This window comes from Pseudomonas sp. RC10 (genome assembly GCF_038397775.1).
GTDB classification, from domain to species: Bacteria; Pseudomonadota; Gammaproteobacteria; order Pseudomonadales; family Pseudomonadaceae; genus Aquipseudomonas; species Aquipseudomonas bambusae.
In genome coordinates this window covers 4,824,264-4,839,721 of the sequence record NZ_CP151650.1, presented here as the reverse complement: position 1 = coordinate 4,839,721, position 15,458 = coordinate 4,824,264, and the positions used below count along the sequence as shown (strand labels likewise).

Annotated in this window: 13 protein-coding genes; all 13 read right to left on the bottom strand. The window is 60.3% G+C overall.

Features of this window, described 5'->3' with window-relative positions; genetic code table 11:
• Positions 1–140: 140 nt before the first annotated feature.
• Positions 141–1,223, bottom strand: coding sequence for a polysaccharide biosynthesis/export family protein (locus AAEO81_RS22045; RefSeq protein WP_166597971.1), 1,083 nt, complete (start codon positions 1,221–1,223; stop codon positions 141–143).
• Positions 1,224–1,385: 162 nt separating this feature from the next.
• The gene (locus AAEO81_RS22040) at positions 1,386–2,798 is read right to left on the bottom strand and encodes an undecaprenyl-phosphate glucose phosphotransferase (RefSeq protein ID WP_166597972.1); all 1,413 of its coding nucleotides are present in this window, start codon (positions 2,796–2,798) and stop codon (positions 1,386–1,388) included.
• 13 nt (positions 2,799–2,811) lie between these two features.
• Positions 2,812–4,065: a glycosyltransferase family 4 protein gene (locus tag AAEO81_RS22035; RefSeq protein WP_341959019.1), complete on the bottom strand. Its 1,254-nt coding sequence runs from the start codon at positions 4,063–4,065 to the stop codon at positions 2,812–2,814.
• Between the two features lie 97 nt (positions 4,066–4,162).
• On the bottom strand, positions 4,163–5,203 hold the full coding sequence (locus tag AAEO81_RS22030; RefSeq protein WP_341959018.1) for an acyltransferase: 1,041 nt from the start codon (positions 5,201–5,203) through the stop codon (positions 4,163–4,165).
• A gap of 9 nt (positions 5,204–5,212) precedes the next feature.
• Positions 5,213–6,334 carry a glycosyltransferase family 1 protein gene (locus AAEO81_RS22025; RefSeq protein ID WP_341959017.1) on the bottom strand — a complete coding sequence of 374 codons (1,122 nt, stop codon included), beginning with the start codon at positions 6,332–6,334 and terminating at the stop codon, positions 5,213–5,215.
• A gap of 231 nt (positions 6,335–6,565) precedes the next feature.
• Positions 6,566–7,888, bottom strand: coding sequence for a hypothetical protein (locus AAEO81_RS22020; RefSeq protein WP_341959016.1), 1,323 nt, complete (start codon positions 7,886–7,888; stop codon positions 6,566–6,568).
• 88 nt (positions 7,889–7,976) lie between these two features.
• Positions 7,977–9,230, bottom strand: a complete 1,254-nt coding sequence (locus AAEO81_RS22015) for a glycosyltransferase family 4 protein (RefSeq protein ID WP_341959015.1) — start codon at positions 9,228–9,230, stop codon at positions 7,977–7,979.
• Entirely contained in the window at positions 9,227–10,228 is a 1,002-nt protein-coding gene (locus AAEO81_RS22010) for a glycosyltransferase (protein WP_341959014.1), read from the bottom strand. Before AAEO81_RS22010 ends, AAEO81_RS22015 begins: the two co-directional genes overlap by 4 nt.
• 218 nt (positions 10,229–10,446) lie before the next feature.
• The gene (rfaH, locus tag AAEO81_RS22005; RefSeq protein ID WP_341959013.1) at positions 10,447–10,974 is read right to left on the bottom strand and encodes a transcription/translation regulatory transformer protein RfaH; all 528 of its coding nucleotides are present in this window, start codon (positions 10,972–10,974) and stop codon (positions 10,447–10,449) included.
• 6 nt (positions 10,975–10,980) lie between these two features.
• Entirely contained in the window at positions 10,981–11,781 is an 801-nt protein-coding gene (locus tag AAEO81_RS22000; RefSeq protein WP_341959012.1) for a WbqC family protein, read from the bottom strand.
• 69 nt (positions 11,782–11,850) lie between these two features.
• Positions 11,851–14,064 carry a polysaccharide biosynthesis tyrosine autokinase gene (locus tag AAEO81_RS21995; RefSeq protein ID WP_341959011.1) on the bottom strand — a complete coding sequence of 738 codons (2,214 nt, stop codon included), beginning with the start codon at positions 14,062–14,064 and terminating at the stop codon, positions 11,851–11,853.
• A complete protein-coding gene (locus AAEO81_RS21990; protein WP_166597982.1) occupies positions 14,065–14,514 on the bottom strand; it encodes a low molecular weight protein-tyrosine-phosphatase in 450 nt (149 codons plus the stop codon). It lies immediately after the preceding gene.
• Entirely contained in the window at positions 14,504–15,433 is a 930-nt protein-coding gene (locus AAEO81_RS21985) for a glycosyltransferase family A protein (protein WP_341959010.1), read from the bottom strand. Before AAEO81_RS21985 ends, AAEO81_RS21990 begins: the two co-directional genes overlap by 11 nt.
• Between the last annotated feature and the right edge of the window lie 25 nt (positions 15,434–15,458).

The window sequence follows — 15,458 nt, the reverse complement described above, 5'->3', positions numbered from 1 at the left end:
TTTTGTGAGCGCCAAATCCAGAGCAAAAAAAATCCCCGCAGCCAACGACCGCGAGGATTTTGTTTTTTTGCTTTTGCTTTTGCTTTTGCTTTTGCCTTTGCTTTTGCTTCTAACTTGCCGCTTGCCGCTTGCCGCTGCCGTCAGTTCCGGAACATCGCACCCGTCTGGATGATGTTGTTCGAACCCAACAGCTGGCTCACGTAACGGCTCCACCGGGTGATGTTGGCCGGGCCGACAAACACGACGTCTTGCGCCGCCAGCTCGAAACCCTTGGCCAGCGCGTAACTGGTCGGTTTCTTCGCGTTCAAGTGATACACCGTCGCCGAGTGGGTCGCGTCCTGCGCCCGAATCACGTAAACGGCCTCACCGTCCGCCGCGTCCGGGCTCAGGCCGCCGGACGTGCCGAGGGCTTCAAGCAGGGTCACGCTGGTGGTGCTGAACGAAATCACCTGTGGACGCTGAACCTCGCCCAACACGTAGATCTTGTTTTTCGAGTTGCTGTTCAGGTGCAGGTAGTCGCCGTCCTTGAGGTAGATCTTGCTCAGCTGCGAATCCTTGCGGTTCAGCGAATCGACGTCGATCACGTAGTCCTTGCCGTCACGACGCAAGGTCAGGCCAGCGAGGTTAGCGTCGGTCAGGTCCAGGCCAGCGGTGCTGATCGCTTGCACCAGGCTCAACGGGATGTTGGTGATCGGTTGTGGTCCTGGCGCTTTGAACGCACCGGACAGGAGGATGCGCTGGCTGTTGTAACGCAGCACTTTCACGTCCACCTTGACCTCGGTGTATTGCGGCAACAAGCCCATGCGCAGTTGTTCGCGAATCTGCGAAACGGTCTTGCCCGCCGCTTGAATACGACCGACATACGGGAAGAACACCGTGCCGTCGTTCAACACTTCGCGGCTGTTGGCGTCCAGTTGTTCCTGAGAGCCGGGGGCGGTCAGTTCAGGGTGTTCGAACACGGTGACCAGCAGGGCATCGCCCGGCCCGACCACGTATTCAGGGGTTTTGTAGGTCATCAACTCAGGTGGCAATGGCTTGGCCTGGGAAGCAGCCGTTTTCTGCTGCTGGGCCAGGGTCGTCGGAGTGATCTGGACGAGCGTGACCGCCGGACCGTCAGGGTCCTTTTCAGTGACATCGCTCAGTGACATGTATTGACCGGGGGCGAATGCGCAGCCTTGCAAAACCAGACTGGAAAGCAGCACTACCGCTAACGTTACTTTCATATGAATGTTCCTTCTAATCCTAATAGGTGCGTACTGGCACCGCAGTGATTTCATTGCATCCCTTACTCACACCGAACAGCGGATCACGTTATTTCATACACCCATGCACCTCCTGCCGCGCTCGTCAGCGACGGCCACGTCGTTTTTATTGGCAGATTTTTTTTAAAATGCGTTCTTGTTGACGAAGCCTTTGAAGAGCGTCAGCAGGATGATTTTCATGTCCAGCCAGACCGACCAGTGCTCGATGTACTGCAGGTCGAATTCCACGCGTTTCTGCATCTTGTCCAGCGTGTCGGTCTCGCCACGCCAGCCGTTGATTTGCGCCCAGCCGGTGATGCCCGGCTTGACCTTGTGCCGCAGCATGTAGCCCGAGACCTGCGTGCGGTATTGCTCGTTGTGCGCCACCGCGTGGGGGCGCGGGCCGACAATGGACATGTCGCCGCGCAGCACGTTGAAGAATTGCGGCAGCTCGTCCAGCGACGTGCGACGCAAGAAGGCGCCCAGCGGCGTGATCCGGCTGTCGTTGCGCGTGGCCTGGGTGACCACGTCGCCGTTCTCCTGAACGCTCATGCTGCGGAATTTCCAGACCATGATCGGTCGGCCGTCCAGCCCGTAGCGGCGTTGGCGAAACAGCACAGGGCCCGGCGAGGTGAACTTGATGGCCAATGCGATCAGCATCAGCGGCAGGGCGATCATGCCGAGGATCACGCTCGACAACACGATGTCCTCGATGCGCTTGACCACGCTCCACGCGCCGTCCATGGGCGAGTCGAAAATGCTGATGCTCGGCAGGCCGTTGATGCTTTCGGTGCGGGCGTGCAGCAGCTCGAACATGAACACGTCCGGGATCACGTAGACCGACGCGGTGGTGTCGCTCAGGCCCTTGATCAATTCCTGAAGCCGCGCCTGGGCGCCAAGGGTCAGGGTGATGTAGACCTTGTCGATCTTGCCGTCGCGGGCATCGGCGATCAGTTGATCCAGATCGCCCAGCACCGGAATGCGCCGGCCGATCCGCGCGAGGTCCATTTGCTCCGGGGTCTCGTCGTAAAAACCCAGCAGGTCCAGGCCCATCCAAGGCGCGCTTTCGATGGACATCGCCAGGCGTTCGCCGCAATGGCCGGTGCCGACGATGGCCACGCGGCGGGCGTTGAAGCCGCGGGCGCGCAAGGTGTGCAGTACGCTGCGAATCGCCAGCCTATAACCGCACAGCGCCATCATGACGGTGGCGAACCACGCCATCTGGCTGTTATTCGCCAGGTTCGCCGGGTGCAGCAGCAGGTAATCCACGGTCAACAACAGGATGAACGCCAAGCCCCAGTAATTGGCCACTTTCAGCAGTTCGCGCAGGATGCGTTCGCCGCGCCACGAGCCGTAGAGCTGGTGGTACTCAGCGAGCCAGTGGAACGCCACGGCCGCCAGCAGGATTTGCATCCAGGCTTCGGCGTCCATCTCCGAGCCTGCGATGAGGTTGACGCAATAGCCGCCGATGGCAATCACCGCCAGATCCAGCAGGCGGTGGGCGACAGACAAGGACGATTGATGAGCATGCAAGATGCCGCGAAGAGGTGTGCTCATGTTCGGTGCTCGCTCAGACAGATTTAATCGGAACAACGCGGGCGGCGAGGTCGCCAGGGACCAGGCTTGAGGCAGACAAACTGGGTGTAACAAGACTCGGCGCTGGCTGCGTGGCCCGGTATTGCGCGGGCTGACGGGCCTGGCGCGAGGCGCTCAAGCGCATCTCGACGAACTGACGCATTTCCTGCTCGAAGCGGGCTTCGCTGAACCGCTCGGCGTTGATGCGACAGGCCTGTGCCGTGATGCGCCCGCCGGAGGCTTCGAAGGTCTCGACCGCCTCCATCAACGATGCGGCGCTCTGCTCCGGATAAAACACCCCGGTCGGCTGCGGATGATCCAGCCCGCAGACGGTTTCCAGCACGCCGCCCTTGCCGAAGGCGATGACCGGCGTGCCGCAGGCCTGCGCCTCCACCGGGCTGATGCCGAAGTCTTCCTCGGCGGCGAACACGAAGGCCTTGGCGTTGCGCATGTGTTCCTGCAACACCGCGAAGGGTTGATAACCGAGCAGCGTGACGTTAGGGGCTTGGGCCGCCACGGCTTTGGCTTTTTCCATCTCCGGGCCGTCTCCGACCACCACCAGACGCTTGTCCGGCATGGCGGCGAAGGCTTCGATGATCATCGGCATGCGCTTGTAGGGCACCATGCGCGACGCCGTGAAGTAGTAATCCTGCTTGGTCTCTTGCAGGGTGAAACCGTTGGTGTCCACAGGCGGGTAGATCACCGTGGATTCGCGACGGTAGGACTTGGTGATTCGGGCGCCGATGAAGTGCGAGTTGGCGATGAAGTCATCGACTCCTGCGGAGGTGCGCTGATCCCACATCCGCATGTAGTGCAGGATCATCCGTGCGACCTTGCCCTTGAGGCCGCTGTTCATGTTGGCTTCTTTCAGGTACTGGTGCTGCAAGTCCCAGGCGTAGCGGATGGGCGAGTGCACGTAGCTGATGTGCAATTGGTCCGGGCCGCACAGCACGCCTTTGGCTACTGCGTGGCTGCTGCTGATGATCAGGTCGTAACCGGACAGGTCCAGTTGCTCGATGGCCATTGGCATCAGCGGCAAGTAACGCTGATATTTGGTGCGCGCCTTGGGCAGACGCTGAATGAACGTGGTCTTGGCGACCTTGCCGCCCAAATGGGCGCGGTCCTGATCGCTGAGGAAATCGATGACGGAAAACAGATCCGCCTCGGGCCAGATATTGATGAGCGCGGCCAAAACCCTTTCGGCACCCGCGTACGTCACCAGCCAGTCGTGGACGATTGCAATTTTCATTGGAATTCTCTGCATTAACGGCTCACGAAAACCCGCTACGTCGAGCGAAGCTCGCGCAGGTTTTCCCAGAGCGGTTGTCATTGGCGCATGCACGGCTTCAGACGCTGATGGTTTGCGCCTTGGCCTTGCGATTATTGAGACGTTTTCCAAGTTGGATAAAAGGTGTCTCGATGTAGCGGAAAGACAGATGAGACGCCCCGAGGGTCAGGAGGGTGGCGACGACCGCAAGGGTCAACGCCGAAGCCCCGCTGCTCTTTAGAAGAAACTCAGCCAGCATCAGCATTGAAGGGTGAAGCAGGTACAGCGAGTAACTCACCGCGCCCAACCACACCAGCGCGGGGTGGTCCAGACGCACGCTGCGGGTCAGCAACAGAAAACTGCTGATGGCCAGCGCGTAGGTGAAGCAGTAACGGCCCCATGTTTCCCCGGTGCCCATGTCTTTGCTGTACGCCATGATCAGCGTCGGCATCAGCAGCACGGCGAAGGCAATCAACAGCATTTTCAGGTTGCGGGTCAGTTCTTTGCTGTGTTCGGCCAGCAGCCACTGGCGCCACACCGAACCGAAGAACATCAGCGACAACGCCAGCGGCAGGGCCACCGGCAATTTGCGCTCGCTCACCGCGCGAACCACGGCCATGGCCAGGGCCATCAGCAAGAACAGCAACGAACAACGGGTGCGGAAGGTCTGGTCGTACAGCTTGCCACCGATGAACAGCGCCAGGCACAAGGCGTAGAACACCAACTCGATGAACAGCGTCCAGTACAACCCCACCACGTCATCGAACCCCAGGGCCGCTTGCACCATCGTCACGTTGGCGATGATATGGGCGAGGGCGGGCAGCGGAGCGTCGGTCAGTCTCAGCATCACCAGGAACAACAGCAGCGACAGCCAGTACGCCGGGTACAGCCGCATGAAGCGTGAAATCAGAAACCGCTGCGCGCCATCGGGACCGGGCTTGAGGCTGTAGGGGATGACCACGCCGCTGATCATGAAGAACCACAGCACGCCCAGCTTGCCGGGGTCGATCAGGTAATCGAAGACCCAGACATGACCGATGATCGGCGCATAGAGGTGCGTGAACACCACCATCAGGGCCGCGATGCCGCGCAGCGCGTCAAGATAGGCCAAACGTTTCATGGGCGTGCCTCAGAGCTTGCTGGACGATTCACGACGCAGGGCGTCATTGCCGGTGCTGGTGCGTCGGTCCCTGGGCTGGTTGAGCAGGGTGTCGATGCGCTGCGACACCCGCCGCGCCGACTCGTCCCAGGAAAACCGCGCCACGTTGTTCAGGCCGCGTCGTCGCAGCGACTGGCGCAGCGGCAAGTCCACCAGAATGCGTTCCATCGCCGAGGCCATGTGCGTGACATCCATCGGGTCGAAGTACAACGCGCTGGCCTGCAGCACTTCTGGAATCGATGCCGCGTTGGCGGCCAGCACCGGGCAGCCGCAGGCCTGCGCCTCCAGCGGCGGGATGCCGAACCCTTCGTACAGTGAAGGGAACACAAAGGCCGTGGCGCCCTGGTATTGCTTGATCAGTTCGTCGTCGCTCAGCCGCCCGAGGAAACGGATGCGTTTGTCGCGGCTGGCCAGGCGTTGCAGATTGTCATCGGCAAACACGTCACTCGCCCCACCGACGATGTGCAGTTGCAGGTCGTCGTGGTCGCGCAGCATCAGGAACGCTTGAATCATCCGGCTGAAGTTCTTGTGCGCGCTGGGCGAGGACACAGCGAGCAGATAGTCGGGGTGATCCTTGAGCGGCGGCCCCGGCTGGAACGCTTCGCTCACCGCGTTGGGCACCACGAAAATCTTCTTTTCCGGGTAGTTGTAAAACTGCGAAATCTCGCCCTTGGAAAAGTTGCTGACGGTCAGCAGCGCCTTGATGCGCGACAGCATGATCGGCGTCATCGTCCGGTACAGCAGGCGAAAGGCACGGGTGTAGCTTTCAGGGTGACGCACGTACGTGACGTCGTGGTGGGTCGCGATCTGGTTGCCGTAGAACAGCGGCGCCGTGCTGCACAGGGAAATCAGCAGCGGGTTGCCGTTGCGACGCAGGTACAGCGGCAGGTCGAGTTGTTCCCAGACATGACCGCTGTGGGTGCCGATGCACTGCACGTCGAGGGCGCGGGCCGTGTCGTGCATTTTGATGCCGTGAGGCGCGACGAAAACCACGTCGTCACGCAGCTGTTTGAGGGCCAGACAGGTCTGTTCCGCGAAGCGTTGGACGCCGCGCAACTCCTGAGTCAGAAAACGTGCATTGATCACAATCATTGTGGGCGACCTGATAGAAGATGAAGGGGTCGTAAGTCCTGAGCTCAATCCGGAATGGACGGGCTGAGCGGTAGCTTTCTGTGGGAGCGAATTCATTCGCGAGAGGACGGGACATCCGAAACATTTCTGTCGGATGTACAACCGTCTCGCGAATGAATTCGCTCCCACAGGGGATCTGCGTTTCAAGCAGTGTGTTGGTAATCCGGGAGCGACCTGTAACGAGGTCACGAATCAGGGCAACGCAAACAGGGCAGGGCGGGTACCCAGCGTGATGATCTTGGGAAACTCATCGATCGGCACTTGCGCCGAACACCGTCCCTCGTTGCAACTCCACGGTATGCCGCTGTCGACCAATCCTTTCTGCGGCTCTCGCGTGTCGATGTACTGCACGTTCCCGTGCAACACGCTGCTCGAATCCAGTTTGATTGACCGCGGATAACCTGCCGTCCACGCCACCATGATCTGGTCCGAGCCCCGGGCGAACCTCAGCAGGTACTGCGAGTCGATCTCCCGGCTCTTCTCCGCGTCATAGCGAAACTGATGCAAGGTCGGGCTGATCGCCTTCAACGTCAGGTACGCCTGCTTGACCCCCAGGTCCTGCGTCAGCAACCCGAAATTCTGTTCAGGGTCCGTGGCGTCCGGCCCATCGTTGAGCAAGCCGTTCCACCACATCCCTTTGATGTTCGGCATCGTCTGCGCCAGGAAGAAGCTGCGCGCCAGAAATGCCGCCTGGGTTTTCTCGTCGCCACCGCAGCGCCCTTCGTTGCTGGGCCAGCCCATCTCGGTCAGGTACAGCGGCACGGCGGTCTTGTTCTTTGTCTTGTCCTTGAGGTCTTCACTGATCCGTCGCAGCCAGGCGATCCAGTTCTCCGGCGTGTTGCGTTCATCCGCGCGGCAATGCACGTACGGGTGCAGCGACAGACCATCGACGACATTCAGAATTCCCGATTCCACCAGCCGGTCGGCGAAGCCCAGGTCCATGCCCTGACTGGTCACCGCCCCGGCGAGAATCACCATCGGCCGCTGGTTGGTGCGAATGCGCCGGGCCGCTTCCTGCACCAGCACGCTGTAATCCTTGGCGAAGTCAGAATCGACAGGGTTCTCCTTGTCCCACTCGTTCCAGACTTCATAAAAATCCACACTGTCCGCCAATTGACGGGTGACGAAACTCACGTAGTTGCCATAGGCATCCCGCACCAGTGGTTTTCGCGGCTTGGCGTAGTTGTCGTAAAACGGGTTGCCGTAGCCCAACACCAGCAGTGGCCGTAGCCGATTTTCCTGGGCCTGGCTCAGAAACGTCTGCCATGACGGCTCGATTTTCATCAAGCCTCGTCGGGGTTCGGCGCTGGACCAGTAGGCATCGTCCCGCACCGAATCCACGCCCGCCGCCTGCAGCAGTTGCAACGCCTTGGCTGGCGAGGTGTTCTTGTTCATCAGGTGGGTATCGACCCCGATGATGAAGGAATCGTCGGCAAGGACTGCGCCGCACATGCCCCAACTCAGCAGCAGGACCGTAAGGGGTCGTCGTAACCTCGTCAGGTGCGTGATGGGCATGGTTTGTCTCAATGAAGAGGCACGGTCCGGAGCGCTTGCTCAGGTAGGTCTCGGGCCGTCGGCGGGTGGAGTCGCGTGACTACGGTTTTCAAACAGGGTGCGGCAATCCAGTCGGGTCTCGCTGTGCAATGTTGTCCAGCAAAGTCTGGGCGAAGATGCTTTCGTAACTGTCCAGCATCAGCTCCAGGTCCAGCAGCGACGCCACGCTGACCCGCGCCTCGTCGCTCAAGCGGGCCAACAGATCAGGTTGCTGATGCAGCCGGAGCATCGCGTGGCCCAGAGAGTCCGGATCGCTCGGGCTGCACAGCAAACCGTTGAGCGGGTCCTGAATGATTTCCGGCAAGCCACCCATACGGCTGGCGATCACCGGCACCGAGTGGGCGCAGGCCTCGACGGCGACCATGCCGAACGGCTCGTTCCACAACGAGGGCACCACGGCCACGTCGATCTGGCTGTAGAACGCTTCGGGCTTCTGATACCCGACGAAACTGATGTTCGGCGACGTCGCCAGCGCCTTGAAGGCGGCTTCGTCGCCGGCCTGTCCACGTCCGGCGATCTGCAGCGTCGCGTCGAACGGCAGGCGCTGAAACTGTTCGATGAGCCAGCGTACGCCTTTCTGCTCGGACAGGGTGCCCATGTATCCGAAACGCAGCGGGGCTTTCCTCATCACCGGGTCAAGCTGGCGTTGCCGGCTCAATCCGTTGCGCACGGCAGCATAAGGACTGGCGTTGTGCACCACGTAACCTTTGGCCTCGTTGAAGTAACCGCGCTGCTGCAACTTGTCGAGGATGAACTGGCTGACCCCGACCACCGTCGAGACCTGTGCCGAGCGGGCGTCGTGGCCTTTGCGAAACGACTGGCAACTGCTGCATTGCTGCTGACAGCACTGGCCACGCTTGAACATGTTGCTGCTCGGGCACATCAGGTACATGTCGTGCAGCACCTGAACGATGGGCAACCGGGCGGCGGTGATTTCATCCCAGACCGACACCGACCAGCCCGCCAAGTTGTGGCAGACCACCAGATGCGGTTGCTCGACACTGATCACATCCTTTACATAGCGACGCATGGCGCCGTTGTAACGGTCTCGCAGGTGCCAGCCCAATCGCGCTAGACGCCCCGGACGCTGTGCGCCGAAGTGCCAGTAGAAATTGTGCAGACCGGCGCGGTAAACCTTCACGCCATTGACCGTTTCGGTCGCCAGCCCCGTGTCGGGACCGGTCACCAGCACGCTGACCTGGCAGCCGCGTTGTTGCAGGCCTTCGACGGTGCGCTGAAGAATGACCTCCGCGCCGCCACCGATGTGGGGTGAGTACAGGCTGCTGATGAACAGTATTTTCATAGTGGATACGACTGATTCAGACCCAGTACGCCGGACTCACCGTCACGGATGGCTTTTTCGATCAGGCTCAAGCGCTCTTCGGCGCCCCGGCGCTTGGCGATCAACCGCAACAACCGGAAAAACACCCAGCGGTTGAGGCTGTACAGCAGCGACGAGTTGGCCCAGACGTTCTTGTCGAACCAGGCCTGGTTGCGCGCGCCGTAGTAGGCCCGCAAGTCGGAGCCGCCCAGCAGGAAGCTCTCGTAGATGTTGTTGGTGCGCGCCTTGATGTTCCAGGAGCTTTCAAGGTCATCGAGCACCGCGTCCGGCACCAGGAAAATCCGTCCGCCACCTGCCGTGATGCGCCAGGTGTATTCGCTGTCGTCGGCGTAAAGCATCAACGCGTCCAGCGGCAGGCCGATCTTGCGATACAGGTTGCGGTGGGCGAGCAGGCCGCCGTAGGTCGCGAACGGCAGCTCCACCATTTGCAGCTTGCCTTGAGCCCCTTGCGGTGCGCCCCACGGCAGACGGCGCCAGATTTTGTAAGGCAGCTGCGCGATGTGGAAACCGAAGAAGCTCGACCGGCGCTGGATCGCGAAACGTTTCGGCACACCGGCGGCGATGTCTGCTTGGTGGGTCGGACGAAAACCCAGCACGGCGGCTTTTTCTTCACCGTCGATGAGTTTGCGTTCTTCGAGCACCTGATGCAGCGTCGCGATGGCGTTGATCGTCGGCGCGTTGTCGTCGTCCATCAGCCAGATGTGTTCGGCGCCGGCATCCAGCGCGGCCTGAATGCCCACCGAGTAACCACGGGCCGAGCCGGTGTTCTCGTGCATGTAGATCACGCTGACCTGATCCGGCCAGGTACGACGCAGGGTGTCCAGTGGCGAGGTCGACGCGTTGCTGACAATGATCACGCGGTCGATCAACGGGCTTTCCAGCGAACGGCTGACAAGCGTGTGCAGGTAATTGAAACGGTCACCATAGGTGAGCGTCACCAGCGTCGTTTTGGAGGTCATGGTGAGTTCCGGGCAAAGAGGATCGAGAGCGCCGGGCGAAATGCTCAGCACTCATAAACGAAGTCGGGGGTGTTGCCTAGCACAGGGCTCACTGCTGTGGGAGCGAATTCATTCGCGATGCGGTTTCATATCCGACAGATCAGCATCGGATGTACCGCCCTCTCGCGAATGAATTCGCTCCCACAGAGGTTTGCGTGCCTACAAAGGGTTGCGGGTTTTCAGCTGACCCGCGCTTCCATCCGCGACAGGCTGCTGACCGGCAAGGTCACTTTCTGTTCGCGGTGCAGCAGGTTGAGCAGGATCACCGCACGCTCATCGCCATCGGCCGTGAGGAAGATCGCTTCCACATCGTTGAAGCCCTCGGCGGTGATGCGCACGGCTTCGCCCTGTTGAAACGCCACTTTCGGCAGCGGCGCCAGCAGGCGTTCGCGGATCTGCTCGATCAGTTCGTCCTTGACCGGAATCGGCATCCCGCCAAAGGTCACGATACGGGCCACGCCACGGGTCGAGCGGATCGGATACCAGTTGTCATTCGTCTGGTCCATGCGAATGAACAGATACCCCGGGAACAGCTCTTCTTCGCTGGGGCCGCGAGAGCCGCGTTTTTTCTCGCCATGCTTGACCGGTCGGTAGCACTCGAAATGCTGGCGCTGCAAATGTTCCTGCGCCCGGCCTTCCTGGCGGGGTTTGGTTTGAATCAAGTACCAGCGGGCGGGGTTGCTGGAAGGGCTATCGGCTTGAGACATCGTTCTTCACTCCACTGCAATCCGGTTCGTCGGGGTTGAAACACGCTCAGGGTGTAGCGTCGGCCTGGCCAGCAGTCCGGGATCGGCGGCGGGCGGGTGCTTGTCCAGCTGATATTGAGTCAGCATGTGTTGGACCTGCTCGACGCAGTTGAACATCAGTACATCGATGATGGATAAATTCGCGACGAAAGGTTGCCCGAACTGTGGGTATTCCACCGTGCCCATCCGGAAAAACCGCACCAGCAGGCGGTTTCTCGCGAAGTGGTCACGGTCGTACACCACTGATCCCCCCTCGGGCGTGATGAACGTCGTCGCTTCAAACGTGTGGGCAATGCGGATGATGCGTTCCTGCTTGTCCGCCGGGCTGCCCAGAATCAGGTCCGAACTGCGCATGATCGGCGTGACGATGTGCAGGTAGGCGCACATTTCACGCAGCGCGTTTTCGGCGTAGAGCGCGATGTTCTGTTGAGGAAAGCGGATCAGGCGCTCGATCAGCGGCATGACCTGGGCGAAATAGGGCGCGTGCTCGTAGCTTTCGGTGATCAGACGAATCAGCCGCTCGGCTTCTTCGTTGAAACCCTCACACAACTGACGTTGGTTTATCTGCAACAGAAAGCGGTCTTTCTTCAGCGGAAAGCTGATCAGGCGGGCTTCGTCGCCGTGAAGAATGCGGTTGCGGTTGACCCAGCCCGAACGCACATAGTGCAGATCGTCTCCCAGGACGAAAACGTCTGCCGCGGCGATGAGCTGAAAGTAACCCAGATAGGGAAAGAGATAAGGTTGCATCACTGCGATGGTCCTGGCCATGAACGTCTCCTTTACTTCACTTCTACTGCTGGGTGCCCCGCCTGCACGGGTGTGGCGGGGCGTCATGGGTTATTTACGAACGGTCGTGTAGTCGTAGCCGTACGCGGCGCAGTCGTAGTCGGCGGTGGACGCCTTGCGCAGCACGCCGTTGAAAATCGCCCCTTTGATCACGATGCCGTTGTGCATCAGGCGACGTTTGCACGCCTCGATTTCCTTGGCAGTGCTCAAGCCGAACCGGGTGACCAGCAGACAGGTGCCCGATTGGCGCCCCACCAGCGTGGCGTCAGTGACGGCCAGGATCGGCGGGGTGTCGACGATCACCAGGTCATACAGCGGCGACAGGTCGGTGATCAGCTTGTTGAAGTTGTCATGCATCAACAGCTCCGACGGGTTGGGCGCCGCGAAACCACAGGAAATGAAGTCCAGGTTGCGCACTTCGGTGTGGTTGATCACTTCCTTGCTTTTCAGCCGCGCGGCCAGGGTGTCGGACAAGCCATGCTTGGGCGTCAGGTTGAACAGCTTGTGCAGGTAGCCTTTGCGCATGTCGGCGTCGATCAGCAGCACGCGTTTGCCGGTCTGGGCAATGATCACCGCCAGGTTGCTGGAGACGAACGATTTGCCCACGCCCGGCGTCGGGCTGGAAATCATCAGCACGTTGTTGCGCGCTTCGAGCATGGCGAAATGCAGGCTGGTGCGCAGGCTGCGCAGCGACTCGATCGCCAGTTCCGTTGGCGCGCTGACGCTGAGCAGGCGGGGCTCCTTGCTGCCTGAACGGCTGCCCGCTTTGTCCATGCGCTCTTGCTGACGGGAAAACGGCAGCGACGCGTAGACCGGCATGCCCAGGTTTTCGATCACGTCGGGGTTATCCACGCCGCGATAGAACGCCTGACGCACAAACACAGTGGCAACCGCCAGCAGCAGACCCACGAGGGCGGCGACCAGCACGATGATTTTGCGCATCGGCTTGACCGGCTCTTCGACGTTGGCGTCGGCGTTGTCGATCACCCGGACGTTGCCGATGCTGCCAGCGCGCAGGATGTCCTGCTCCTGGCTCTTGTCCAGCAACAGGGTGTACGTCTGCGAAGTGACCTGCATGTCGCGGGTCAGGCGCAGCAATTCCTGTTGCGTGGCAGGCAAGGTTTCGATTTTTTTCAGCAGCGCGGCTTTCTGCGCTTCAACCTGGCTGATCTGGGTCATCAGACCGCGATAGGTCGGGTGCTCCGGGGTGTACAGACGCTCGACATCGACCCGCTTCATCTTCAGGTCAGACAACGTGCCTTCCAGCTTGACCACTTGGTCGAGGACCGATTTGGTCTCCACGCTCAGGTCCACGGACTTGGCGCTGGTCTGGAAATTGTTCAAGGCAATTTCCGACTGCTCCAACTGTTTGCGAACCGCTGGCAACTGCGAGCGCAGGAATTCAAGGCGCTGGGCGGCTTCGGCTGAACTGCGTTCCACGTTCTGACGCACGTACAGGCGGCTGACTTCGTTGAGGATGCGCTTGGCCAGCACGGGATCAGGGTCCTGGATCGACAGGTAAACGATGCCCGAATCCTTGCCCGCTTCGATGATTTTCAGGCGGTCCTGATAATCCAGTGCGGCGGTCAGGGTGCGTTGACGAATCACGGTGAACTCGGTGCCAGGACGGCCCGTGAGGGCGGCGACCTGAATCTTCAGGCCACTGCCTTCAACGCTCTGACCGACCGGGCCGCTGAGCAGCTTGTTATGGTCTTCGTCGTACAGACTGAAGGTTTCAGGCTTGTCGATGACCATCGTCATTTTCTCGCCGAGCAGCGCGTCAGGCACTTCCAGCTGGAAGATGTCGATTTTCTCGCCGCCCCACGCGTAGCTGTCGAGGCCGAACAGCGACGAGGCGATTTCGCCTTCGTGATCAGGCTTGAAATGACGGGCCATGTAACCGCCGATGCCCGGCACGTATTTCGGCTTCTGAATGATGTTGAGCTTGAGGTCTTCCACGACCTTGCCCAGCACCGCGCGAGATTTGATCAGTTCGATTTCGGTGGTCGCCTGGGACACCGACAGCGGCTTGGCGTTGATCTCCGTGCGGCCCTCGATGCCGATTTTCTTCGGCTCGATCTGGATCATCGCGTTGGCCTGAAAGATCGGCGTGGCGAGGACGGCGTAGGTGAGTCCAATCAGGACGCAGACACCGACAATCGATGCAATCATTCCTTTGTGATCGAAAAGTGTGCGCAAGATAGTCGCCAAATCGATCCGGGAGTCCTGGACCTCGTCCAGGGAAGTACGGTTCATAGCGGTCATTTATCTTGGATCTCCTGACTGAAGATAAGGAAGCCAGTCGTCGACGCAACGCGAAAGCTGCTCGTAGGTCTGTTCAAAGGCTAGTTTCGGGCGCCGGTAGGGGTCGGCTATTTCCAGTGCGTGCTGCCATTTGCCAATCAGAAACGTCTTGCCGCGTACCTCGGGGGCCAGCTTGAGCACGCTTTGCATCTGGCGGTTTTCCATCAGCAAGATCAGGTCCGCGTCGTAGAGCATTTGCCGGTCGATCTGACGACTGCGATGCCGGTGGGCTTCGACGCCGTTGACCTGCAACACGGCCTTGGCCAGTGGGTCCATGGTGGAACTGAGCATGGCGTGGGTGCCGGCGGACGAGATCACGACGCCTGTGCGTACGCGCTGTCGGAGCATCGCCTCGGCCATGGGGCTGCGACAGATGTTGCCGACGCAGACCACCAGAACGTTACTGAACATGACCTTTGCTGAACGTCGTCATCAGTCTCTTGCCGATGTTAGTGCTGAAGTTGCGGCCCACTTGCAGCAGGGTCTGGACCTTGCGCTGAGGCGTGATCGCGGACAGTGAGTAACCGATCAGCTCCATCAGGAAGTGCTCATACAGCTCATCGTTGCCGAGGCGGTTGTAGTAGTTGGCCAGTGCCCCGGACGTCTGCAACGCCATGTGCAACTTGCGTTTGTTCGAGCGCATGGAGAACACACCGCCCGGATGCAAGCGGTACATGGCGGGCTTGATCTCGGCCATGAACTTGCCTTTGCCGTAGGCCCCGAGCAGCGACCACCAGACCAGATCGTTCAGCGGCGCGGTGACCAGCTCCTTGGGCAGCGAGTTGAACACGTTGCGAAACACCGTGGTCAGCGTCGAAATGGGCCGGGCCTTTTGCAACTCCAGCGCCGTGGCGTCGCCCCGTAACTCGCCTTGCAGCTGAATCGGGTACTGGCCGTTGGTGTCGAAGGGAATGGCGTCGTGGTAGGTCAGCACGTAATCGGGGTGGTTTTCGAGGAACTCCACCTGGATCTGCAGTTTGCGCGGGTCGGTCCAGTAATCGTCGCCTTCGCAGAAAGCGATGTAGCGGCCCCGTGCCTGGCCAAACAGGCGCGGCACTGACGAGTTGCCTTGTGAGTACTGGTTCGTCTCGTGATAGAAGGGCCGGATCAGCGTCGGGTAACGTTCGACGTATTCGGCAATGATGCGGGCGGTGCCATCCGTGGAGGCGTCGTCGTTCACCAGAATTTCGAATTCGAACGACGTTTCCTGCATCAGAAAGCCTTCCAGCGTCTGAGCGACGTAGGCTTGCTGGTTGTAGGCTGGACAGACAATGCTGACCAGGGGTGCGGCGGACGGCGAGACGCTCGTCTTTTTGCTAATAGCATCCATGGCTGTGGCTCTCGGTTTGAAGCCT